Here is a 22,461-nt window from a genome sequence, read left to right as displayed (position 1 = left end):
AGATATGACAGCTTCCGCTTATAGAGATCACCTCGGCCGTCCGATCGTGGCTGTTACCGGCATGGGCATCATCACCTCGCTCGGTCAGGGCCTCAGCGATAACTGGGCAGCGCTTTCGTCAGGCACGTCGGGCATCCACGAGATCAACCGATTCCCGACCGAGGGCCTGTCGACGCGGATCGCCGGCACCGTCGATTTTATCGGCATCCCGGTGCCGAATGCCGTCGAGCGCTCCTATGCCTTCGCCCGCGAAACGACGATCGAGGCGCTTGCCGATGCCGGCCTTTCCGGCGATTTCAACGGCCCGCTGTTCCTCGCCGCCCCGCCGATCGAGCCGGAGTGGAGCGCGCGCTTCGAGCTTGCGGACCGTTCGCCGGCTTCCGACCATCCAGGGGATGCCTATGAGCGCTTCCTGACGGCGCTGCGTCAGCGTCCGGATCCGGCCTTCCATGAGGCGGCCCTGTTCGGTGCGATTTCCGAGCGCCTTGCCGACCGGTTCGGCACCCGCGGCCTTCCCGTTACGCTGTCGACCGCCTGCGCCTCCGGGGTCACGGCGATCCAGCTCGGCATCGAGGCGATCCGTCAAGGCCGCACGGATCGCGCATTGACGGTCGCAACCGACGGATCGCTGAGTGCCGAAGCGCTGATCCGCTTCTCGTTGCTGTCAGCTCTTTCGACGCAGAACGATCCGCCGACCAAGGCTTCCAAGCCGTTCAGCAAGGATCGCGACGGCTTCGTCATCGCCGAAGGTGCAGCGACCCTGGTGCTGGAATCGCTGGAATCAGCGGTTGCCCGCGGCGCCAAGGTGCTCGGCATCATGAAGGGCGCCGGCGACAAGGCCGACAGCTTCCACCGCACCCGGTCGTCGCCCGATGGCGGCCCGGCAATCGCGACGATCCGCGCGGCCCTTGCCGATGCCGGCATCGACGAGAGTGGCATCGGCTACATCAATGCGCACGGCACCTCGACCCCGGAGAACGACAAGATGGAGTATGGCGCGATGTCGGCCGTGTTCGGCGACCGGCTCGTCGGCATTCCCGTGTCGTCGAACAAGTCGATGATCGGCCATACGCTGACGGCGGCGGGCGCCGTCGAGGCGGTGTTCTCGCTGCAGACGATGCTGACCGGAACGCTGCCGCCGACCATCAACTACAACAACCCCGATCCGTCGATCGTTCTCGATGTCGTGCCGAACAAGAAGCGGGAAGCACAGGTTTCAGCCGTGCTTTCCAACTCCTTCGGCTTCGGCGGGCAGAATGCCAGCCTTGTCATGGCGCTCGAACCGGCTTAAGCGGTTCGCGACAATTTCAAAACAAGAAGACCGTCTTGAAGGCGAGGGATTTTGCCATGCGCGCTTTGCAACTGATCGATGACCGCAAGCTTGAGATCACCGACCTGCCTGAACCGGACGTTCCTGGTGCCGGCGAGGTGACGCTGCGCGTCAAGGCGGTGGCGCTCAACCATATCGACGTCTGGGGCTGGCGCGGCATGGCATTCGCCAAGCGCAAGATGCCGCTGGTCATCGGTGCCGAAGCCTCCGGCGTCGTCGAGGCCATCGGGCCGGGCGTTGCCAACGTGCTGCCGGGCCAGCTCGTCGCGATCTACGGCGCGCGCACCTGCGGCCTCTGCCGCCCTTGCCGCGAAGGCCGCGACAATCTCTGCGAACATGTCTCCGGCGTGCATGGCTTCCATCTCGACGGCTTCGCGCAGGAGAAGGTCAACCTGCCGGCGCGCCTGCTGGTGCCAGCCCCTCCCGGCGTCGACGCGATCGGCGCGGCGCTTGCTCCTGTCACCTTCGGCACGGTCGAGCACATGCTGTTCGACAATGCCAAGCTTGAGCCGGGCGAGACGATCCTCGTCCATGCCGGCGGCTCCGGCATCGGCACAGCGGCGATCCAGCTTGCCAAGAAGATCGGCTGCACTGTCATCACCACGGTCGGTTCGGACGACAAGATCGAGAAGGCCAAGGCGCTCGGCGCGGATCACGTCATCAACTACCGCACCGACCGTTTCGAAGGCGTGGTGCGCAAGCTCACCAAGAAGAAGGGCGTCGACGTCGTTTTCGAACATGTCGGCAAGGACACTTGGGCAGGCTCGATGCTCTGCATGAAGCGCGGCGGGCGCCTCGTCACCTGCGGCTCGACCTCGGGTGTTTCCACTGAGATGAACCTGATGATGCTGTTCCAGCAACAACTCAAGCTCTTCGGTTCCTTCGGCTGCCGCATGGAGAACATGGCGAATGCGATGCAGAAGATGGGCCGCGGGCTCGTTCATCCCGTCATCGATACCGAAGTCAGCTTCAGCGATATCGACCGGGCGTTGGAGCGGATGGAATCGCGCCAGATCTTCGGTAAGATCATCCTGAAGATGGATTGACCGCGTGAAGCTGTTCATCACCCGGATCGTTCTGGCGCTCAGGAATTTCCAGCAATGGCTGGTGGCTCAGCTGATGTTCGGCTTCATGAATTTCCTGAAGCTGTTTCCGGCCGATGGCGCGATCCGCTTCGCCGACAGTATGATGCGCCGCCTCGGCCGGCTGACCAGCCGACACAGACTGATGCTGACCAATCTGCGCAACGCCTTCCCTGAGAAGAGCGAGGCCGAGATCGAGGAGATCGCGCTCGCCAGTTGGGGCAATATGGGCCGGCTTGCGGCCGAATACGTCTTCCTCGATCAGCTGTTCGACTATGATCCCGAAAAGTCGGAGCCGGGCAGGGTGGAGGTGTCGGGCGTCCCGATCTTCCTCGACCTGCGCGACAATCCGCGCCCCTTCATCGTCTTTACCGGCCATACCGCCAATTTCGAGCTGCTGCCGGTGGCGGGTGCCGCCTTCGGCCTCAACGTCACCGTGCTCTTTCGTCCGCCGAATAATCCTTATGTCGCCAAGAAGGTGTTCGACTTCAGGAGCGCCCGCATGGGCAAGCTGGTGCCCTCGCATGCAGGTTCGTCCTTCGCGCTCGCCCGTCAGTTGGAAGCAGGCCAGGGGGTGGGCGTGCTGGTCGACCAGAAATTCCGCAAGGGGCTGAAGGGCACCTTCTTCGGGCGCGACGTCAAGACCAATCCGCTGCTGCCGAAGCTGGTGCGCCAGTTCGACTGCGAAGTCTATCCGGCGCGCTGCATCCGTCTGCCCGGAAATCGCTATCGGCTGGAAATCGAGCCGCGGCTGGACATGCCGCGCGACGCCAAGGGCAATCTCGACCTGCCGGCCGCCGCCCAGCTGCTCAACGACAAGGTGGAAAGCTGGGTGCGGGAATATCCGGAGCAGTGGCTCTGGTACCACGACCGCTGGCAGATCAAGCAGACGCTCGCGCCTTAGAATAGGATGCTCCAAACGAATGGTTGGAGCATGATGTCGCCCGAAAACCGCTCACACTTTTCGGCATCATACTCTGAAAAAGGTCCACCCCCATTTATCAGCGGTGAAAAGCGGCAGGTGCTCTCGGATTGAAACTGAGGGCGCTTCATGTTACCCGTCACCCACCAAGACGCGAATAATGTCTACCGGAAGGCGCATTTTTGGGAAATGCAGCCATGTGAGGTTTCGGACTCGTCTCTTGTGACAATGGGAGTGGGAGGCGTCTTGCTGGAGCTTTTTCGAGCTTTTTCTTTGCGTTGCGTGCAAATCGAGGAAGCCATACGCGTCGGCGACGACCAGCGCGTCACAGCGCTCGACCGTCATGTCGAGCCGCTGGTCGAGGCAATCCTCGCCTGCCGGGCAGCCAATCTGCTCGAAGTCTACATGCAGCTGCAGTTCGTGAGCCACCTGATCAGCCAGGATGCCGACGACAGCGCCAGCGTCACGGAGCACACGTCGGTGCTCTCCTATCTGCTCGACCGCTATCTCGCGGCGCATGGGCCGGACTGGCGCGTGCCTTCGCCGCAGGATGTACGCATCGAGCCGCCGCCGGCCTATGTGCCGGATACCGATAACGGTCAGTTCCTCAACGCGGCGATCCTCGAAAGCCTGCCGGATCGCGTGGCGGTGCTGACCAGGGACTATCGCTACCTCTATTCCAATCCGGCCAACAGCGCCCATCTCAACAGGAAGCCGATGGAGCTCATCGGCCGCCACCTTTCCGAATTCATCGGCGAGGAGCGGTTTGCCGAATGCGCCAAGCATAAGCTCGACGCCTGTTTTGCCGGTGACCAGATCGACTATACCTATGAGCGTTCGGACGGCAGCGGCGGGTCGCGGCAGGTGCGCTGTCGCATGTCGCCGCTGCGCGATGCGGGCGGCACGGTGATTGGCGCCCTGCTCGTCATGGAGGATCTCGATCGGCTGTCGCAGGCTGCCTGATCCCGGTCGGTAGCCTTAGGCAGCATGACCAACTCGGCTGCCTTGGGTAGTCTGGCTAAGCAGCCGCCCAGACGGCGAGTTCGTAACCATCGCGGTCGAGGAAGTGGAAGCGACGGCCGCCGGGAAAATCGGTGATCGGCCGGCAGATCGTGCCGCCGGCTCTTTCGACTGAGGTCAGCACTTCTTCCAGATCATTGGCATAGACGACGACCAGCGGGCCGCCGCCTGTCCGCACCGGTCCGAAATCGGTAAAGCCGCCCTTCAGCCGGCCGTCGTCGAATTCGCAATAATTCGGGCCGTAATCGGTGAAACGCCAGCCGAAGGCCGAGCCGTAAAAGGCTTTGGCGGCAGCGATGTCGGCGACGTTGAATTCGACATAGTCGATGCGGCGGTCGTTGTTTTCTGTCTTCTCGGCCATCTATCTCTCCATCAGGGCTTTCAGCATGGCGAGATCTTTCTCGACATGGGCGGCATCGGCGGAAAACTGCGCGTCGGTCATGCCGGGCAGACGCAGCAGCGTGAACATGACCTCGCAGCCATCGCCGTTCGGCACGATGCGGAGGGCATTATAGACCCGGAGGCCGGATTCGATCGTCACCGTATGGTCGATCACGCCGAATTCATTGGCAGGCACGAAGCTCACCTTGACGCTGCCGAGAGCGCCGTGGGCGATCCAGTCGGCGCCGTGCGGCTCGAGTCCGGTCGCAAGGCCGGACGCCCAGAGCGGCATGTTCTCCGGCTTACCCGCGAATTCATAGACGTCGCGCCAGTCGCGCTCGATCGACAGGTGGATGATTTTCGCGGGCATTGTCGTCATGGCTTGCAGGTCCCTGTCATTTAGTTCGTCAGAATAACAAGCCGGCCGGCGGCGTCTTGAACAAAACGGTCAGTCGCCTCTTTTCCGCGTGCCGAGCTGGTCGAGAATGACGGCGGGCGTCAGCGTCGAAAGCTCGCCGACCTCGCGCGTCATGTGGGGCTGGTCGGCAAAGCCCGCTTCCAGCGCAAGGCGGGCAAGCGGCATCGTCCCCGACTTGCGGCAGAGGTCGAGGAAACGCTGGAACCGGCGGATCCGTTCCAGCGTCTTTGCGCCGTAGCCGAAATGATGGTGGCAGCGACGGCGCAGCTGCCTTTCGCTTATGCCGAGCCGGTCGAGCAGGCCGGATGCCGGGCGACCGCCGTCGGCGGCGGCGGCAAAGATCATGGCGGCGTCGCGGGCGGGCTCCTCTGCATCGCGCGCGGTCCCTTCGAGCAGGCGGCCAAACAGCGCCATCGCGGCCGAGAGGTCGGGACAATCCGCAAGCCGCGCTTCGAATTCGGCCGTGTTCTTCCAGCCGATGTCAGCAAGAGGCACCGAGCAGCCGACCAGTGCCGAGATCGGCGTCTTCAGCCAGGGTGCTGCAGCGCCGGGCGCAAAGCGTGCGCCGATGACTGTCGCGCCCGGCCGGATGATGGGAAAGGCCGCCGTCCTGTCGGGGCCGGCGACGACCAGCCGGCCGTCGATCCAGAGGAGATCGCAATAGCCATCCGGCACGATCGCCACCATTGCCGGCGGTCCGTTGTGAAGCGCATGAGACCAGAGGCGGCTGAAATGGCGTCGCAGCGTCGGCGGCGGTGCATATTCGCGGTAGCGGCCGGCGCGGGCCGCCAGGAGAGCCGTTTCTTTTCGTTTTCCCGATGCCAATGCGATATCTCCCGAGGCACTGATTATAACATGAGATAGGGCATTACGGGCAGAACGCGCGAAAAACTTGTGGCTTCGGATTAAAGCGGCAGCTGGTGGGTTGTCGGACAAGCAGGGATATTGCAAGCCTCATTTCATTGGTTTTTGCGAACCGATTGGACCCTTGCGAGACTTGCCGTTTGACCGAGACAGTGCCACAACACCGGTCCAAATGACACATCGGAGGTTTGTCGTGGAAAAGGCAGAAATCGGACTGATCGGCCTCGCGGTCATGGGCTCCAACCTGGCGCTCAACATCGCGGAGAAAGGCAATAAAATCGCGGTCTTCAACCGCACGCCGGAGAAAACCGACGAATTCTACGAAAGCGCCGGCGATCTGAAGAAGCAGATCATTCCCTGCAAGACTATCGAGGAATTCGTCGATGCGATCCGGCCGCCGCGTCCGATCATCATCATGATCAAGGCGGGCGAGCCTGTCGACCAGCAGATGGAGCTGCTGCGCCCGCATCTCTCCAAGGGCGACATCATGATCGATGCCGGCAACGCCAATTTCCGCGACACCGTCGCCCGCTTCGATCGGCTGAAGAATACCGATCTGACCTTCATCGGCATGGGTGTTTCCGGCGGCGAAGAAGGTGCGCGCCACGGCCCGTCGATCATGGTCGGCGGCACTGAAGAGTCCTGGAAGCGCGTCGAGAAGGTGCTGACCTCGATTGCCGCCCGTTACAATGACGAGCCCTGCGTCGCCTGGCTCGGCAATGACGGCGCCGGCCATTTCGTCAAGACCATCCACAACGGCATCGAATATGCCGACATGCAGATGATCGCCGAAATCTACGGCATCCTGCGCGACGGCCTCGGCAAGAGTGCCTCCGAAATCTCCGGCATCTTCGGCGAATGGAACAAGGGCCGGCTGAACTCCTACCTGATCGAAATCTCCGAGAAGGTGCTTGCCGCAACCGATCCGGTTTCCGGCGGGCCGATGGTCGATATGATCCTCGACAAGGCCGGCCAGAAGGGTACCGGCAAGTGGTCGGCGATCGAGGCGCAGAATATGGGCATTCCGGCAACGGCGATCGAAGCCGCAGTCGCCGCCCGCAGCCTCTCCTCGATGAAATCGCAGCGCGAAGCCGCCGAGAAGATCTTCGGAAAGCAGGTCGTGTCCTTCCCGATCGCTTACGGCCCCGAGCTCAACAAGGATCTGGAACTGGCGCTGTTTGCCGCCAAGATCGGCGCCTATGCGCAGGGCTTCGCGGTGATGGCGGAAGCGTCGCGCGAGTTCAACTGGTCGCTGCCGATGCCGACGATTGCCAGGATCTGGCGTGCCGGCTGCATCATCCGCTCGCAGTTCCTCGACGAGATCACCTCGGCCTTTACCAAGGCGCCTGATGCTGCAAACCTCATCGTCACGCCAGCCTTCTCCGACATGGTCAAGGAATCGATCCCGGCGCTGCGCCGTGTCGTCGGTGCCGCGATTGCCGCCGGCCTGCCGGTGCCGGCGCTGACCTCGGCCCTGACCTATTTCGACGCCTACCGCCAGGGCAGGGGAACGGCAAACCTCATCCAGGCGCAGCGCGATTTCTTCGGCGCCCACGGTTTCGACCGCCTTGATGGTAAGGCTTTCCACCACGGCCCCTGGGGCAGCGGCGCCTCGACCTTCTGAGGTTTACCGATTTTCAAGGAGAGGCCCGGCCACAGTGCCGGGCCTTTTGCTGAGATTCCGCAGCCGAGAACCCGGAGATCTAGGTGACGAGCATTCGGATAGCCGCCGCGCAGACGCCGGAATTTCGGGAGAATGTTGGGGCGGCCTTGGATTATGCGGTTAGGGTCGCGGCGCTCGCCGAGGCTGATGGCGTTGCCCTGCTGGTCTTTCCCGAAGGTTTTCTGCAAGGCTACCTGACCGATGAACGATCGGCGCGGCGTGTTGCCCTCGATCTCGCATCGGCCGAGTTCGCGGCGGTCCTGGATCGGTTGCCGAAGTCGGGACCGGTGCTGGTCATGGGGTTGATCGAGATCGATGACGGGCGATTGTTCAACACCGCCGTCGTCGTCGAGCGCGGCGTTCTCCTCGGCCGCTACCGGAAGGCCCACCTGTTGCGCGGCGAACGGGCTTTCGAGGCTGGAAAGGACAGTCCGCTCTTTGCGATCGGTGCCCTGCGCTTCGGGATCAATATCTGCTACGACACCAATTTTCCGGAGGCAGCCGCAAAGGTTGCTGCGTCTGGCGCATCGCTGATCTTATGCCTGTCCAACAACATGATGCCACGGGAGAAGGCGGAAATATTCAAGCCGCTGCACAATGCCGTTCGCGGTGAAAGATGCCGCGAAACGGGCCTGTGGCTGATATCGTCCGACGTAACGGGCGAGCGCGACGGGCGCATCGCCTGGGGACCGACGGCCGTGCTGAACCGGCAAGGGGAGGTCGTGGCGCAGCTCCCGCTGGAGGAGCTCGGCTTGCTGGTCTTCGACTTTCCCTGTGATGGACAAGATGCAGGGGCTCGACTCAAATGACGAGCACTGCGGAATTCGGGAATGTGCGAAAGTTGGATGGGGACTGTATCCCCATCCACTTCTCATGGCTGGCTAGATCCGCTGGCCAACGTCAATACGGTTGCCGTCGGGGTCTTCGAACACGAAGGCCCGCAATCCGTAGTCCTTGTCCTGAAGGCTCTTGATGATTCTCAGCCCATATTGCTGGCAAACCGCGTGCAAGGCATCGACATTGTCGACCATCAGGTGGGCAACATTGAAGTCCGCAGCCTTGTGGTTCGGCTGCAAGGTGAGATGCACTTCGCCCTGATCGCGCTTCAGGATCATGAAGCCGACAGGATTGCCGTTCTCGAATGTTTTCTTGAAGCCGAGGACATTGGCGTAAAAATCATAGGCTTTGGTCATGTCCTTGACCGGCAGCATGGCGGCAATTCGTCCGAAACGAACACCGTGATCGGCGATATCATTCATCGCAGAACCTCTGATTGCGAAGACGCAAACACCCTCCGGACGGTGCCGACAGTGATGGTACGCTTCGATGTTTCGATCAGCAGGACGGTGCCCACGAGCTTAGGTCTATAGCCTCGGAATCCTCTTCGGAAGAGCGGGTAGCGGAATCTCCGCGAGATTTTTCTGGGATCTACGACACTTCGTTTCAATGGGATAAGACATTGTTTGTACGGGCAGCCCTGACGACAACGCGCTTGAGGAATTGACAGAGATGCTTATCCGAGACGAAACGCCTGATGATATCGATGCGATTCATGATCTGACCTCGACCGCCTTCAAGCCGATGCCCTACAGCGACGGTACGGAAGCGGAGATTGTCCGAAGACTTCGTGCGGCGGGCGATCTCAAGATATCGCTGGTGGCCGAGCAGGGCGGCGAGATTCTCGGGCATGTGGCGTTTTCGCCGGTGACGATCAACGGCGCGCATGACGGCTGGTTCGGGCTGGGGCCGATATCGGTCAAGCCGGAGAGACAGCGACAGGGCATCGGCAAGGCGATGATTGCACGGGGTCTCGAATTGTTGAACGAGATGGGCGCCAGCGGATGCGCCTTGATCGGCAATCCCGAGATCTACAGCCGTGTCGGTTTCAGCAGCGATGGACAATTGAAGTATCTCGACCTCGATACGCGGCTCGTGCAGAGGATTGTTTTTCGCGGATCTCCGCCGAGCGGGACGTTGCAATTCGCTCCGGCATTTGAAAGCTAGAATATTTCGTTCAACGGCCGAAACTCCAAACCCAAGCTGACAGAGAAGGCGACGACATGTCCGAAGCGGGCGCGATGACCATTCGAACCGAGCGTCTCAAGCTCCGCATGCCTGGTATCAACGATTTCGCCGCCTATGCTGAGATCATGGCGTCGCCGCGATCCATCGGAATGGGTGGTCCGTTCGATCTGCGCGCGGCGTGGGGGATGTTCTGTCACGACGTCGCTCTGTGGCAGCTTTTCGGGCACGGAGCGCTGACGGTCGAGCTTGGCGAAACCGGCGAATGCGTCGGTCAGGTGGGGATCAATCACGGACCGCTCTTTCCCGAAAAGGAATTGGGCTGGTTCGTCTACGAGGAATACGAGGGCAGAGGCTATGCGACCGAAGCGGCCTTGGCGCTGCGCAACTGGGCCTTCGCGACGCTCAAGCTGCCGTCGCTGGTCAGCTATATTGCTCCCGGCAATGCTGCATCCGCTGCCGTTGCCGAACGGCTGGGCGCACGCCTCGATCCTGCTGCACCCAGAGATGACCCTAAGGATCTGGTTTATCGTCACTTCGCTTCCTGAACGGAGAACATGGTCCTGGGCACACTGCGACTGGTTGCAGACGTCTCAGTCCCTACATGTTGATCGGTTAGGGAATCGGGCTCTGCAAGAGATGGGGATATCGGATGACAGGCGAGAAGCGGGAACACTGGGACGAGGTCTATCGGACGAAATCTGCCGACAGCGTCAGCTGGTATCAGCCGACGCCCGGGCCTTCCTTGCGGGCGCTTGACGATCTGCAACTGCCGGCCACGGCCTCGCTGATCGATGTGGGCGGCGGCGCATCGAGCCTTGTCGACCGTCTTGTCGAGCGCGGGTGGTCCGACCTCACCGTCCTCGACATCGCCGCGCCGGCGCTCGAGGTCACCAAGGCGCGGCTGCGGGATGAAGCCGCCCGCATCGCCTGGGTGGTTGCCGACGTCACTTCATGGCAGCCCGACCGCCATTACGACGTGTGGCACGACCGCGCCGTTTTTCACTTCCTCACCGAACCGGAGCAGCGGCTGGCCTATCGTCGCGCGCTCGAAACCGGCACGGCGCCGGGCAGCGTCGTGATCATCGCGACCTTCGCGCCGGACGGGCCGGAACGGTGCAGCGGCTTGCCGGTCCAGCGTTACGACGCGGTGGCGCTTGCGACTGAATTCTCGTTTACCTTCGCGCTTCACAGTGACTGGCGGGAGGAACATACGACACCCGGCGGCGGCCGGCAGTCGTTCCAGTGGTGCGTTTTTCGCCGGCACTGACGATCTCGTCTACTGCTGCTTCGGTTCCCGAGAGAGGCAGTCGAGAATGAAATCCGCCCGGTCGGCGACCGCGATTTTCGGCAGCATGAAGACGTCGTAGCCGAGCGTCGGATAGACGGCGGCAAGTCGATCATATTCGGCGACCGCCTCGTCGAAGCCATGGCGCCGCTCGGGGTCGGTCGTGTAGATTTCGGGCCATGGCGGGGTGAGAAAAACCCTCTGGTGATAGCGGTGGGCGACGCTCAATTTTTCCAGGATCGGTTCTCCGGTGAGGTGTTGGAGCGCTGCCGCCGCATCGATCAGCCCACGATCGAAAAACGTCCAGCCCGCCTGCTCACGCGCCGCCGTGTGGTCAGCCATCGCCATCTCGATCGCGCGGCGGGCAAAGGCCGCCATGTCGACCCAGGGCAGGGCCGTGCCGCCCTCGAGTTCTTGGCTGACGATCCGCCGACCGGGCTCTTCGACGACGGCATGACCGCGGGCGGCAAGTTCCGCAAGCAGTGTCGATTTTCCGCCGCCGGAACATCCCGAAATCAAGACCGACCTGTTCATGATCAAGCTCCCGTCTCAGGCGGTCCGTCGGGCGCGCGCCAGGCCGTGGTCCACCAGTCGGTCGATGATTTCGGCGTAGGTGACACCGCTTGCCGCCATCGCCTTGGAATACATGCTGATATCGGTGAAGCCGGGGATGGTGTTGATTTCATTGACGAGGAACCGCATGTCATCTGTCAGGAAGAAGTCGATGCGGGCCATGCCGTCGCAACCGACGGCCCGGAAGGCCCTTGCGGCCACGTCGCGCATGGCGGTCTCGACCTCCTGCGGCAGTTCGGCCGGCACTTTCAGCGCCGCACCTTTCTCGTCGATATATTTGGCATCGTAACTGTAGAAGCCGTGGCTTTCCGCCGGCACGATCTCGCCCGGCCGGGAGACGAAGAGTTCTCCTGCCGCATCTTCCAAGACGCTGAATTCGATCTCACGGCCGCGCACGAATTCCTCGGCGAGCAGTGTGCGATCGTGGCGGAAGGCCTCAGTAAGGGCGGGCGCAAATTCCTGGCTGGCATGGACCTTGGCGACGCCGACCGACGATCCCTGGCGCGCAGGCTTGATGAAGAGCGGCAGGCCGAGCTCGCCTTCCAAGGCTGCCAGTGAAGGGGCGGCACCCGCATGGATCGTTACCGCGCGTGCCACCGGCAGGCCCGCTGCCCTCAGCAGGCGTTTGGCGATGTCCTTGTCGAGCGCTGCGGCGGAGCCGAGGATGCCGCAACCGGCGAGTGGAACGCGGGCCACCGCTGCAGCGCCCTGCACTGATCCGTCCTCGCCATGCGGGCCGTGGAGGACAGGAAACAGAATGTCGACCTTTGCTAGGTCATGCGGCGCGCCATGAGCTGGGATCGCCAGCACCCGGCCGTGCCCACCCGGCACCAGGCAGATTTCCGTGCCCGATGAAGGCGTCGCCAGTATACCGTCCTCGAAACTGCTCAGCAGCCATTGCCCCTCGCGGGTAATGAAAACAGGGATGGCGTCGTATTTTTCGGGCTTGAGCGCGCCCATGACATTGGTTGCCGAGAGCACGGAAACCTCATGCTCGGCCGAGCGGCCGCCGAAGAGCACGGCAATGCGCAGCCTGTTTGGGGATGGGGTCATGAAAGCCTCCGAAACGATCTGGTGTTGAAAAGGGTCAGGCGTCGACCGATATGCCGCGATTGGCGAAGAAACGGTCGAAGACGGCAAGCGGCAGTGTCACATCGGCCTGGCTCGCTTCGTCATGACCGGACGGGTTGTGAAAACGGATTGTTTCATCGCTGGCTGCCGTCACCAGCACCAAGTGTCCGCCTTTCGAGGGCGGCTCGCGCTCTGGCCAGCGGATGCCCGAGTTCACCGAGGCGATGAAGAACCGGCGCTTCGCGAGATGCTCGGGAATGGCCGATGTCTTGACACCGGTGATCGTCTCGGCGCCGAGGCCGAAACGCTCGGCGGCGAAACGGACGAAGGGCGCGTAGATCAGCCCTTTGATCGAGGCATCGATCTCGTTGACGACATAACCGCCATAGGCGGTGCAGGCGCGGGCAAGCTCGAGTGTCGGATGGATCTCGCCGCGGGCGGCAAGGATCATCTTCAGGCAGGCCATGCCGCAGACATTGACCGCCCAGCGCGCATATTCCTCGATCGTTCCGGCTCCCGAATAGCGCCAGAGCGGATCGTTGAGCAAGGCCTGCGATCCCTCGGCAAGCACCGGCAGTGTCATGCCCGGTGTTTCCCATTGGCTGAAATAGGGCACGCCGCTCTGCTGCATCCTGTCGAATCCCCCGTGGCTCGTCTCTGAGATGGCGGGCAATCTTGGCTTTTTTCGAACCGATGCGGCACACCCTGATCGTCAAGCCGCTGGCGCCATCCGTCCACCGCGCTATCCATGCCGTGACGCGGCGCGGCGAGGCAGTCACCCGAAGATCGCGGCGGTGCTCCGATCAGCTGGTAAGGAACGCGCTGGCGGATCTGAACGGAGCCTTTCGTACAAATACCCTCTTGGCATAAGCGATCTTATCGGGCACTCTTGGCTTATGACCATGGCAACTCAAGCACCAATTGCCCGCAGAAGCGGTGCACGACTTATCACCACGGCCTCCTGATCGGAGCCGGGTCAATGCTGTCGTTTGCTTTCCGTTTATTTGCCTGAGTTACCATCCATGGACATCAGATCGTTTCCCAAGCCATATTGTGCCTTTTCCGTCCTGCAGGCGGTACTGAGATTCCGTGCCGCAACTCCGCGTGCGTTTCGACTTGGCCGCGGCTGCCGGACGTCACCGGAGCACCGGCAGCCGTAGCTGCTCCTGAACCAAAGAACGCCTCCATTTTTCAGGACACGCCGCCGCATAGCCGACCGGCGCCAGGAGTGATGCATGCCTTATGATCCCAAGACGATCGAACCGAAGTGGCAGGCCTATTGGGCCGACCACCATATCTTCCGGGCGGAAATCGATCCGGCCAGACCGAAATTCTACGCACTCGACATGTTCCCATATCCTTCCGGTGCGGGCCTGCATGTCGGCCACCCTCTCGGCTATACGGCCACTGATATAACGTGCCGCTACAAACGCATGTGCGGCCTCAATGTCTTGCATCCGATGGGATGGGACAGTTTCGGGCTGCCGGCGGAGCGCCACGCGATGCGGACTGGTGTGCATCCCGATGTCACGACGAAGCGCAATATCGAGACGTTTCGCGGGCAGGTGCAGAGGCTGGGTTTCTCTTATGACTGGAGTCGCGAGTTTGCCACGACCGACCCCGCCTATGTGCGCTGGACGCAGTGGATCTTCCTGAAGCTGTTCGAGAAGGGCCTCGCCTATCAGGCGGAGGTCGCGGTCAACTGGTGCCCGGCCCAGAACGCGGTGCTTGCCGACGAGGAGGTCAAGGACGGGCGTTATGTCGAGACCGGCGATCCCGTCATTGGCCGCAGGATGCGTCAGTGGATGCTGCGCATCACGGCCTATGCCGATCGGCTGCTGCAGGGACTGGACGGCCTCGACTGGCCCGAAAACCTGAAAATCATGCAGCGCAACTGGATCGGACGCTCCGAGGGCGCCGAAATCCGGTTTTCGCTCGAGAATGGCGCGGAGGGCATCACCGTCTTCACGACGCGCCCCGAGACCCTGTTCGGAGCAAGCTATATCGTGCTCGCGCCGGAGCATCTCGCTGTCGCCACCACCGTTACGCCGGAAGCCCGAGAGGCGGTTGCCGCCTATATCGCCGAGGCCGAGGCATTGGAGGAAGCGATGCGTGCCGATGCTGGACGCGAGAAGACCGGCGTCTTCACCGGCGCCTATGCCGTCAATCCCGCCACCGCCGCCCGGCTCCCGATCTGGGTGGCCGATTACGTGCTGGCTGGCTACGGCACCGGCGCCTTGATGGCGGTGCCGGCCCATGATGCGCGGGACCGCGCCTTTGCCTGCGCGCAGGGCCTGCCGATCATTCGCGTGATCGACAGTGCGGACGATATCGAAAAGGCGGCGTTTGAGGGCGAGGGGAGGATGGTCAATTCCGGGCTTCCTGAATGGTCTGGCCTCGCCGGAGGCTAGGAAAGCCATCATCGCCTGGCTGCAGGCGAACGGCGCGGGCTGGCCTAAGGTCACCTATCGCCTGCGTGATTGGCTATTCTCCCGCCAGCGCTACTGGGGCGAGCCGATACCGGTGCTGCATCTGGCGGACGGCTCGGTGATGCCGCTGCCCGAGGAATGCCTGCCGCTGCTGCCGCCTGAACTGGACGACTACGCTCCGACGCCGGATGGCGAACCGCCGCTTGCCCGTGCGCAGGCCTGGGTCGAAACGATCGTGCCGGGTACCGACATTCCGGCACGGCAGGAGACTAATACGATGCCGCAATGGGCGGGCTCCTGCTGGTATTATCTTAGATTCCTCGATCCCGAAAACATCAGCGAACCTGTTGGGCGCGAGGCCGAGCGCTATTGGATGCCGGTCGACCTCTATGTCGGCGGCGCCGAGCATGCGGTCCTGCATCTTCTCTATGCCCGCTTCTGGCACAAGGTTCTCTACGACATCGGCGTCGTTTCGACGGAAGAGCCGTTCCACCGGCTGTTCAACCAGGGCATGATCCTCGCTCATTCTTACCGCGATACGGCGGGCCGGTATTACGAGCCGTCTTCCGTCGTCGAAGAGGAGGGCAGATGGTTGGCTGGATCGGCCGAAGTGCAGCGCGCCGTCGAGAAGATGTCGAAGTCGCGGCTGAACGTTGTTAACCCCGACGATGTCATCGATCAGTTCGGGGCCGACGCCTTGCGCCTGTACGAGATGTTCATGGGACCTCTGGACGCGGCAAAACCCTGGCAGACCGCTGGCGTGATCGGCGTGCGTCGGTTTCTGGAGCGTGCCTGGCGCATTGTCTGCGACGAGAGCGACGGATTGTCTCCAGCGGTGGTGGAGGCGGCCCCCAGCCCGCAGCTTCTGCGCTTGCGCCACCAGACGGTGAAGACCGTCACGGCGGATATCGAAGCAATTCGGTTCAACACCGCGGTTTCCCGGCTGATGGAACTGGCCAACGCACTGACGGCGGAAGCAGCGCGTCCGCGCGAAGTGGTGGACACATTCGTGCTGTTGCTTGCACCCTTTGCGCCTCACATAGCGGAGGAGTTATGGAGCAAGCTTGGTCACGGGGAAACACTGACATGGGTTTCCTGGCCGACCTTCGATCCTGCAATGATCGAGATGGAGACCCGCGAATATGTCGTGCAGATCAACGGCAAGGTTCGCCACCGCTTCGAAGCCGCCACCGATCTCGGCGAGGCGCTGCTTGCGGCGGCGCGATCCGAACCTTCAGTCATGGCCTTGCTCGACGGCAAAACGGTGATCAAGGAAGTTCTTGTCCCGGGGAGACTGGTGAATTTCGTCGTCGAAGACCAATGATGATCCAAAGCTGATCGTCGGGATTTGAGTCCGGCGGTCGGTTTCCTCCATCGACTGCCCTACCGGCCGCTCTCCGGCCAAGTCGGCTGGCTTACGCTCTGCAGCAGTTCCGGTTCGACGCCATCGATGCGGGCGATGACGGCTTTGGCCATTTCTCGGCCGGCTTGGCGCACGTCTTCCTGGGCGGTGATGATCTCGGGGCGGATCCAGTTCAGGATTGGTACCGATTGCTTGGAGACCATGTCGAGATCGCGGCCGAGCGCCTTGCCGGCGGCTTCTATGCCGGCATTGACAGCGATCGCCGCGCTACCGGCCGAACAGACGATGCCGTCGGGGGCGTTGGCCGAGCGCATCATCACCTCGACGATGTCGCGGATGTCGGCGAGCGGTGCGTCGGTGTTGACGCGCAGCGGCACTTCCTCGGCGCCGTAATCATGCAGGCCGGTTTGGAAGCCGATGCGGATATGGGCGTAGTAGGTGAGCTTGCTCGGCGGCTGCAGCAGGGCGATGCGGCGCCGGCCGCGCTTGACGAGCTTTTCCACCGCCTGATGAGCGAAGGCCTCGTTGTCGAAATCGTGGAACGGATGCGTGAGACCCGCATCGGTGCGCCCATGCGTAGCGAAGGGCATGCCGCGCTCCGTCAGCAGCCGCACGCGCGGATCATCCGGCTCGATGCGGGAGATGATGACGCCGTCGGCCGAGCCGGTATCGAGGATATAGCGCACCGGCTGCATCGGGTCCTTACTGTGGGAATGCGGCGTGATGACGATATGATAGGGCGTGCCGGACAGCACCTCGGAGATGCCGAAGACCATCTGGCTCGAAAAGCCCATGATCTCCTCGTCGATGCTGAGGACGAGGGCGATGACGTTGGTCTTGCCAGTGCGCAGGCGCACACCTGCCCTGTTCGGCTGGTAGCCGAGCTGGCGGGCGACCATGCGCACGCGCTCCTTGGTCTCGGCCCCGATATCCGGCGCATCCTTCAGCGCGCGTGACACCGTCGTCACGCCAAGGCCGGTCATGAAGGCGATCGTCTTCAATGTCGGGCGCTCGCGCGCCGTCGGTGCCGATGCGGCCTGCCCGAAATTTCCCTTGTTTTCCATCCCTGTAAGCCTGCCTCGCGCGAATTGGTGTCGCTTATAGAGGCTTTCTCAAGCGCGGTAAGCCCGCCCACCTGCCAAAATCGCGCCTCCCTAAGGAACGCAATCTGTAACGATACAGTAGAAATGTCGAGGACTTTTTCTTGTGTGCATTGCGGGATGCTACGCATAGGTTGAATCGGCGATTTATGACCCATTTTTCTGCAGTTGCGAAAAGGATAATCGGCCGCACGCAAGAATTGTTCTGAATATACTGTTTAAATTCAACAATTTATACCAGAAAACGCAGGTGCGGTGGCGCGTGGTCGAGAATCGATTCAAGGCACGCGAACGCCAGCCTTTCAACAGGCAGAAGTAGCAACTGTGGTGCTCACGGAAAAATTTGCAGGCGGGCAGTTGCGTGAGGAAATCGATTGATCTAAGTTTTTCCGGCAACGTTTCAGTGAGGGAGGAAAACTCATGAAAATCCGTCTAATGGCAGCCCTGCTTGCCGCTTCGGTCGCGCTTCCGCTGGGAGCCGCCAATGCCACCGATCTTGAAGTCACCCACTGGTGGACGTCTGGCGGCGAAGCTGCAGCGGTCGCCGAGTTGGCCAAGTCATTCGACGCCACCGGTAACCACTGGGTCGACGGCGCGATCGCCGGCTCCGGCGGCACTGCTCGCCCGATCATGATCAGCCGCATCACCGGCGGCGACCCGATGGGCGCGACCCAGTTCAACCATGGACGCCAGGCCGAGGAACTTGTCCAGGCCGGCCTGATGCGCGATCTGACCGACGTAGCGACCGCCGAGAAGTGGAAGGACATCATTCGTCCGTCGAGCCTGCTCGATTCTTGCACGATCGACGGCAAGATCTACTGCGCTCCCGTCAACATCCACTCCTGGCAGTGGTTGTGGCTTTCGAACGCCGCCTTCAAGAAGGCCGGCGTCGAAGTTCCGAAGAATTGGGACGAATTCGTCGCTGCGGCTCCGGCTCTCGAAAAGGCCGGCATCATTCCGCTCGCCGTCGGTGGTCAGCCGTGGCAGGCAACAGGCGCCTTCGACGTGCTGATGGTTGCGGTTGCCGGCAAGGATACCTTCAACAAGGTCTTCAAGGACAAGGATGCGGAAGTTGCTGCCGGTCCTGAAATCGCCAAGGTGTTCAAGGCCGCCGACGATGCTCGGCGCATGGCCAAAGGCAGCAACGTCCAGGATTGGAACCAAGCCACCAACCTTGTTATCACAGGTAAGGCCGGCGGCCAGATCATGGGCGACTGGGCGCAGGGCGAATTCGCGCTGGCCGGTCAGAAGGCCGGCACCGACTATACCTGCCTGCCGGGCCTCGGCGTGAACGAGATCATCTCGACGGGTGGCGACGCCTTCTACTTCCCGCTGCTGAAGGACGAGGAAAAGTCCAAGGCGCAGGCGGTGCTCGCCAAGACCCTGCTCGATCCCAAGACCCAGGTTGCCTTCAACCTGAAGAAGGGTTCGCTGCCGGTTCGCAGCGACGTCGATCTCGCCGCCGCCAACGATTGCATGAAGAAGGGTCTCGAAATCCTTCAGAAGGGCAACGTGATCCAAGGTACCGACCAGCTGCTTTCGGCCGACAGCCAGAAGCAGAAGGAAGACCTATTCTCCGAATTCTTCGCCAATCCGTCGATGACGCCGGAAGACGCTCAGAAGCGTTTCGCCGGGATCATCGCTTCTGCTGACTGATCGGCAGACTTGCTGCCTTGCGGTCCGGCTCCCATGGGGGCCGGATCGGTCCGGACGGCCGGTGATCGTCCGGCGGTTGGCGGCGTCTCTCCGGTATCTTCAAAGGTTCGGAGGTGGGGACGACAGGCGGCGTCTTGCCGTTTTGTTACTGTCGCATTTGCGATTGAGGAGAAGTGTTTATGACGGGTCAAGCGCGAGCAGGCCGGCCAAACAAGTTACTGCGCAATCTGAATGCCAAGATTGCGTCTATCCCGATGATCCTGACAGCGCTGGTGATCTTTGTCGGCGGCACGTTTTGGACGATCTTTTATTCTTTCACCAATTCCAAACTGCTTCCGCGGTTGAGCTTCGTCGGCTTCGATCAGTACGAGCGCCTATGGGCGGCACCCCGCTGGGTGACGGCGATCGAGAATCTGGCTGTCTACGGCATCCTCTCGCTGATCTTCAGCCTCGTGATCGGTTTCATGCTCGCCGCGCTGATGGACCAGAAGATCCGTTTCGAAAACACTTTCCGCACCATCTTTCTCTATCCCTTCGCGCTGTCCTTCATCGTGACGGGCCTGGTCTGGCAATGGGTTCTGAACCCCGATTTCGGCATTCAGGCGGTGGTGCGATCGATCGGGTGGACGAGCTTCACCTTCAATCCGCTTTATACGCCTGAAATCGTCATCTACGGCATTCTGATCGCGGCGCTGTGGCAGGGAACGGGTCTCGTCATGTGCCTGATGCTTGCCGGCCTGCGTGGGATCGACGAGGACATCTGGAAAGCGGCGCGCGTGGACGGCATTCCGATGTGGAGGACCTATCTCTTCATCGTGATCCCGATGATGCGGCCGGTCTTTATCACCACGATCGTGATCATCGCCTCCGGCATCGTCAAGGTCTACGACCTCGTGGTCGCCCAGACTTCAGGCGGACCGGGCATTTCCTCTGAAGTGCCGGCGAAATATGTCTACGACTACATGTTCCAGGCGCAGAACCTGGGGCAGGGCTTTGCTGCCTCGACCATGATGCTCGTCACTGTCGCGATCATCATCGTTCCGTGGGCCTATCTGGAATTCGGTGGAGGGCGCAAGCGTGGCTAATATAGAAGCTCTCAACACCGTTGCTGCCGGCATCGACGCCGTTGCGCGGAAGCTTGGCGACGGCCCCAGTGGCCCGAAGCCACGCCCGGCGCTGTCGGCGCGCAACATCATGCTCTACGGTACGCTGATCGTCGCAGCCCTTTACTATCTGCTGCCGCTCTATGTGATGGTCGTCACTTCGCTGAAGGGCATGCCGGAAATTCGTCTCGGCAACATCTTCTCGCCGCCGGTAGAGATCACTTTCGAACCCTGGGTGAAGGCCTGGGCGCAGGCCTGCACCGGCCTGAACTGTGATGGGCTATCGCGTGGGTTCTGGAACTCGGTGCGCATCACAGTGCCGTCGGTCATCATCTCGATCGCAATCGCCTCGGTGAACGGCTATGCGCTGGCCAACTGGCGCTTCAGGGGATCCGAGCTTTTCTTCTCGATCCTTATCATCGGCGCATTCATTCCCTACCAGGTGATGATCTATCCGATCGTCATTATCCTGCGCGAAATCGGTATCTACGGCACGCTGACCGGCCTCGTCATCGTCCATTCGATCTTCGGCATGCCGATCCTGACGCTGCTCTTCCGCAACTATTTCGTGTCGCTGCCGGAAGAGTTGTTCAAGGCGGCGCGTGTCGACGGGGCGGGCTTCTGGCAGATATTCCTGCGGATCATGCTGCCGATGTCGCTGCCGATCTTCGTCGTCGCGATGATCCTGCAGGTGACCGGCATCTGGAACGACTTCCTGTTCGGCGTGGTTTTTACCCGGCCGGATACCTATCCGATGACCGTGCAGCTCAACAACATCGTCAATTCCGTTCAGGGTGTGAAGGAATACAACGTCAACATGGCGGCAACGATCCTCACCGGTCTGGTGCCGCTCATCGTCTACTTCGTGTCGGGACGGCTTTTCGTCCGCGGCATCGCCGCCGGCGCAGTGAAGGGTTGATCTCATGAATATGAATGCAAGCGTCTCCATCAAGGATCTGTCCCTGAACTTCGGCTCGGTCAGCGTGCTGAAGGATCTCAATCTCGACATTAACGACGGCGAGTTCCTGGTTCTGCTCGGCTCGTCCGGCTGCGGCAAGTCGACCTTGCTGAATTGCATCGCCGGCCTGCTCGACGCCTCGGAAGGGCAGATCTTCATCAAGGGCAAGAACGTTACCTGGGAAGAGCCGAAGGACCGCGGCATCGGAATGGTGTTCCAATCCTATGCGCTCTATCCGCAGATGACCGTCGAGAAGAACCTGTCCTTCGGTCTTCGCGTCGCCAAGGTGCCGCAGGCAGAGATCGACAAGCGGGTGGCGCGTGCCTCCGAAATCCTGCAGATTCAGCTCCTCCTGAAGCGTAAGCCGGCTGAGCTTTCCGGCGGCCAGCGCCAGCGCGTGGCGATCGGCCGGGCACTGGTGCGCGACGTCGACGTCTTCCTGTTCGATGAGCCGCTGTCCAACCTCGACGCCAAGCTGCGCTCGGAACTTCGCGTCGAGATCAAGCGCCTGCACCAGTCGCTGAAGAACACGATGATCTACGTCACCCACGACCAGATCGAGGCGCTGACGCTTGCCGACCGCATCGCCATCATGAAGAGCGGCATCATCCAGCAGCTCGACGACCCGACGACGATCTACAACCGGCCGCGCAATCTGTTCGTTGCCGGCTTCATCGGCTCGCCGTCGATGAATTTCCTGCACGGCGAGCTGGTCAAATCAGGCGACGGCATTGCCTTTTCGGCCAACGGCGTCATTTTCTCGCTCGCTGCCTACGACGCTAGCGAGACGCTGCAGCCCGGCCGCAAGGTGGTGCTCGGCGTTCGTCCAGAACACATCAAGGTCAACGAGAATACCGGCGGCGAAGAACATGACGCCACCGTCGATATCGAGGAGCCGATGGGCGCGGACAATCTCCTGTGGCTGAAACATGCCGGTCACACGATGTCGGTACGCGTCAACGGCGCGCGCCGCTTCAACGTCGGAGCCAAGGTGAAGCTCAGCTTCGACATGTCGGTCGCCTCGGTCTTCGATGCCGAAACGGAGGACAGGATTTGATTGGCCGTCGGGAGGCTGCGTCTGAAGGCGCCTTGCTATTTCGTTGCTGCAAGGCCGTTGCCTAAGAATTCGACCGATGCTCCATACTCCCTCATTCCTGTGCTTGTCACAGGAATCCAGTGCGCCCAAGTCCTTGGGCGCGGGAGACTCTTTGGAAGCGC

At 61.7% G+C, this 22,461-nt stretch carries 21 protein-coding genes and 1 pseudogene; 14 read left to right on the top strand and 8 right to left on the bottom strand.

Going from position 1 to position 22,461, the window contains the following annotated elements:
* The first annotated feature begins 4 nt into the window (after positions 1-4).
* The 4 genes from BA011_RS09465 to BA011_RS09450 all read left to right on the top strand — a co-directional run bounded on the left by BA011_RS09465 (position 5) and on the right by BA011_RS09450 (position 4,297).
* Entirely contained in the window at positions 5-1,291 is a 1,287-nt protein-coding gene (locus tag BA011_RS09465) for a beta-ketoacyl-ACP synthase (protein WP_003540471.1), read from the top strand.
* 56 nt (positions 1,292-1,347) lie between these two features.
* A complete protein-coding gene (locus BA011_RS09460; RefSeq protein WP_065280258.1) occupies positions 1,348-2,376 on the top strand; it encodes a zinc-binding dehydrogenase in 1,029 nt (342 codons plus the stop codon).
* 4 nt (positions 2,377-2,380) lie between these two features.
* Entirely contained in the window at positions 2,381-3,316 is a 936-nt protein-coding gene (locus BA011_RS09455; RefSeq protein ID WP_065280257.1) for a lipid A biosynthesis lauroyl acyltransferase, read from the top strand.
* A 264-nt stretch (positions 3,317-3,580) separates the two neighbouring features.
* Complete coding sequence (locus tag BA011_RS09450) at positions 3,581-4,297, top strand: PAS domain-containing protein (protein ID WP_151343414.1); 717 nt, start codon at positions 3,581-3,583, stop codon at positions 4,295-4,297.
* A gap of 55 nt (positions 4,298-4,352) precedes the next feature.
* Here BA011_RS09450 and BA011_RS09445 read toward each other — a convergent pair whose 3' ends face one another.
* The 3 genes from BA011_RS09445 to BA011_RS09435 all read right to left on the bottom strand — a co-directional run bounded on the left by BA011_RS09445 (position 4,353) and on the right by BA011_RS09435 (position 5,978).
* Positions 4,353-4,715, bottom strand: coding sequence for a VOC family protein (locus BA011_RS09445; RefSeq protein WP_025394906.1), 363 nt, complete (start codon positions 4,713-4,715; stop codon positions 4,353-4,355).
* Positions 4,716-5,114, bottom strand: coding sequence for a polyketide cyclase (locus BA011_RS09440; protein WP_025394905.1), 399 nt, complete (start codon positions 5,112-5,114; stop codon positions 4,716-4,718).
* Between the two features lie 69 nt (positions 5,115-5,183).
* Positions 5,184-5,978: a helix-turn-helix domain-containing protein gene (locus BA011_RS09435; RefSeq protein WP_065280255.1), complete on the bottom strand. Its 795-nt coding sequence runs from the start codon at positions 5,976-5,978 to the stop codon at positions 5,184-5,186.
* A gap of 211 nt (positions 5,979-6,189) precedes the next feature.
* Here BA011_RS09435 and gndA point away from each other — a divergent pair, with 211 nt between their 5' ends.
* Positions 6,190-7,641 (top strand): NADP-dependent phosphogluconate dehydrogenase, encoded by a 1,452-nt coding sequence (gene gndA / locus BA011_RS09430; RefSeq protein ID WP_186806527.1) that lies wholly within the window; start codon positions 6,190-6,192, stop codon positions 7,639-7,641.
* Between the two features lie 83 nt (positions 7,642-7,724).
* Positions 7,725-8,489 (top strand): carbon-nitrogen hydrolase family protein, encoded by a 765-nt coding sequence (locus BA011_RS09425; protein WP_065280253.1) that lies wholly within the window; start codon positions 7,725-7,727, stop codon positions 8,487-8,489.
* Between the two features lie 72 nt (positions 8,490-8,561).
* Here the strand turns inward: BA011_RS09425 and BA011_RS09420 are convergent, their stop codons facing one another.
* Positions 8,562-8,939 carry a VOC family protein gene (locus BA011_RS09420; RefSeq protein WP_065280252.1) on the bottom strand — a complete coding sequence of 126 codons (378 nt, stop codon included), beginning with the start codon at positions 8,937-8,939 and terminating at the stop codon, positions 8,562-8,564.
* A gap of 250 nt (positions 8,940-9,189) precedes the next feature.
* On the opposite strand from BA011_RS09420, the gene BA011_RS09415 reads away from it, so the two are divergent.
* The 3 genes from BA011_RS09415 to BA011_RS09405 all read left to right on the top strand — a co-directional run bounded on the left by BA011_RS09415 (position 9,190) and on the right by BA011_RS09405 (position 10,972).
* Positions 9,190-9,684, top strand: a complete 495-nt coding sequence (locus BA011_RS09415) for a GNAT family N-acetyltransferase (protein ID WP_065280251.1) — start codon at positions 9,190-9,192, stop codon at positions 9,682-9,684.
* Positions 9,685-9,740: 56 nt separating this feature from the next.
* Positions 9,741-10,250, top strand: coding sequence for a GNAT family N-acetyltransferase (locus BA011_RS09410; protein WP_065280250.1), 510 nt, complete (start codon positions 9,741-9,743; stop codon positions 10,248-10,250).
* Positions 10,251-10,354: 104 nt separating this feature from the next.
* Positions 10,355-10,972, top strand: coding sequence for a class I SAM-dependent methyltransferase (locus BA011_RS09405; RefSeq protein ID WP_065280249.1), 618 nt, complete (start codon positions 10,355-10,357; stop codon positions 10,970-10,972).
* A gap of 9 nt (positions 10,973-10,981) precedes the next feature.
* On the opposite strand, the gene BA011_RS09400 is transcribed toward BA011_RS09405, so the two are convergent.
* The 3 genes from BA011_RS09400 to BA011_RS09390 are packed head-to-tail and all read right to left on the bottom strand — an operon-like array spanning position 10,982 to position 13,265.
* Positions 10,982-11,524: an AAA family ATPase gene (locus BA011_RS09400; protein WP_065280248.1), complete on the bottom strand. Its 543-nt coding sequence runs from the start codon at positions 11,522-11,524 to the stop codon at positions 10,982-10,984.
* Positions 11,525-11,539: 15 nt separating this feature from the next.
* Positions 11,540-12,616 (bottom strand): D-alanine--D-alanine ligase family protein, encoded by a 1,077-nt coding sequence (locus BA011_RS09395; RefSeq protein WP_065280247.1) that lies wholly within the window; start codon positions 12,614-12,616, stop codon positions 11,540-11,542.
* Between the two features lie 34 nt (positions 12,617-12,650).
* Complete coding sequence (locus BA011_RS09390; RefSeq protein ID WP_065282473.1) at positions 12,651-13,265, bottom strand: C39 family peptidase; 615 nt, start codon at positions 13,263-13,265, stop codon at positions 12,651-12,653.
* A gap of 604 nt (positions 13,266-13,869) precedes the next feature.
* Between BA011_RS09390 and leuS the strand changes: the two are divergent.
* Positions 13,870-16,387 (top strand): annotated as a pseudogene (gene leuS, locus BA011_RS09380) (leucine--tRNA ligase).
* Positions 16,388-16,446: 59 nt separating this feature from the next.
* Here leuS and BA011_RS09375 read toward each other — a convergent pair.
* Positions 16,447-17,490 carry a LacI family transcriptional regulator gene (locus BA011_RS09375; protein WP_017960810.1) on the bottom strand — a complete coding sequence of 348 codons (1,044 nt, stop codon included), beginning with the start codon at positions 17,488-17,490 and terminating at the stop codon, positions 16,447-16,449.
* A gap of 456 nt (positions 17,491-17,946) precedes the next feature.
* On the opposite strand from BA011_RS09375, the gene BA011_RS09370 reads away from it, so the two are divergent.
* The 4 genes from BA011_RS09370 to BA011_RS09355 all read left to right on the top strand — a co-directional run bounded on the left by BA011_RS09370 (position 17,947) and on the right by BA011_RS09355 (position 22,300).
* Positions 17,947-19,182 carry an ABC transporter substrate-binding protein gene (locus tag BA011_RS09370; protein WP_065280245.1) on the top strand — a complete coding sequence of 412 codons (1,236 nt, stop codon included), beginning with the start codon at positions 17,947-17,949 and terminating at the stop codon, positions 19,180-19,182.
* A 179-nt stretch (positions 19,183-19,361) separates the two neighbouring features.
* A complete protein-coding gene (locus tag BA011_RS09365) occupies positions 19,362-20,267 on the top strand; it encodes a carbohydrate ABC transporter permease (protein WP_065280244.1) in 906 nt (301 codons plus the stop codon).
* Positions 20,260-21,204 carry a carbohydrate ABC transporter permease gene (locus tag BA011_RS09360; RefSeq protein ID WP_065280243.1) on the top strand — a complete coding sequence of 315 codons (945 nt, stop codon included), beginning with the start codon at positions 20,260-20,262 and terminating at the stop codon, positions 21,202-21,204. The genes BA011_RS09365 and BA011_RS09360 overlap by 8 nt, the downstream gene beginning before the upstream one ends.
* A 4-nt stretch (positions 21,205-21,208) precedes the next feature.
* Positions 21,209-22,300 carry an ABC transporter ATP-binding protein gene (locus BA011_RS09355; protein WP_186806526.1) on the top strand — a complete coding sequence of 364 codons (1,092 nt, stop codon included), beginning with the start codon at positions 21,209-21,211 and terminating at the stop codon, positions 22,298-22,300.
* Positions 22,301-22,461 lie beyond the last annotated feature (161 nt).

The sequence above is a fragment of the Rhizobium leguminosarum genome (assembly GCF_001679785.1).
Taxonomy (GTDB): Bacteria; Pseudomonadota; Alphaproteobacteria; order Rhizobiales; family Rhizobiaceae; genus Rhizobium; species Rhizobium leguminosarum_R.
The sequence above is the reverse complement of the archived record's forward strand: the minus strand, read 5'-3'. Positions and strand labels throughout refer to the sequence as shown.

Coding starts and splice junctions, on each gene's coding strand:
- BA011_RS09370 (WP_065280245.1), top strand. CDS start 17,947: ATGAAAATCCGTCTAATGGCAGCCCTGCTTGCCGCTTCGGTCGCGCTT.
- BA011_RS09445 (WP_025394906.1), bottom strand. CDS start 4,715: ATGGCCGAGAAGACAGAAAACAACGACCGCCGCATCGACTATGTCGAA.
- BA011_RS09410 (WP_065280250.1), top strand. CDS start 9,741: ATGTCCGAAGCGGGCGCGATGACCATTCGAACCGAGCGTCTCAAGCTC.
- BA011_RS09420 (WP_065280252.1), bottom strand. CDS start 8,939: ATGAATGATATCGCCGATCACGGTGTTCGTTTCGGACGAATTGCCGCC.
- BA011_RS09400 (WP_065280248.1), bottom strand. CDS start 11,524: ATGAACAGGTCGGTCTTGATTTCGGGATGTTCCGGCGGCGGAAAATCG.
- BA011_RS09395 (WP_065280247.1), bottom strand. CDS start 12,616: ATGACCCCATCCCCAAACAGGCTGCGCATTGCCGTGCTCTTCGGCGGC.
- BA011_RS09415 (WP_065280251.1), top strand. CDS start 9,190: ATGCTTATCCGAGACGAAACGCCTGATGATATCGATGCGATTCATGAT.
- BA011_RS09390 (WP_065282473.1), bottom strand. CDS start 13,265: ATGCAGCAGAGCGGCGTGCCCTATTTCAGCCAATGGGAAACACCGGGC.
- BA011_RS09465 (WP_003540471.1), top strand. CDS start 5: ATGACAGCTTCCGCTTATAGAGATCACCTCGGCCGTCCGATCGTGGCT.
- BA011_RS09365 (WP_065280244.1), top strand. CDS start 19,362: ATGACGGGTCAAGCGCGAGCAGGCCGGCCAAACAAGTTACTGCGCAAT.
- BA011_RS09375 (WP_017960810.1), bottom strand. CDS start 17,490: ATGGAAAACAAGGGAAATTTCGGGCAGGCCGCATCGGCACCGACGGCG.
- gndA (WP_186806527.1), top strand. CDS start 6,190: ATGACACATCGGAGGTTTGTCGTGGAAAAGGCAGAAATCGGACTGATC.
- BA011_RS09355 (WP_186806526.1), top strand. CDS start 21,209: ATGAATATGAATGCAAGCGTCTCCATCAAGGATCTGTCCCTGAACTTC.
- BA011_RS09405 (WP_065280249.1), top strand. CDS start 10,355: ATGACAGGCGAGAAGCGGGAACACTGGGACGAGGTCTATCGGACGAAA.
- BA011_RS09460 (WP_065280258.1), top strand. CDS start 1,348: ATGCGCGCTTTGCAACTGATCGATGACCGCAAGCTTGAGATCACCGAC.
- BA011_RS09440 (WP_025394905.1), bottom strand. CDS start 5,114: ATGACGACAATGCCCGCGAAAATCATCCACCTGTCGATCGAGCGCGAC.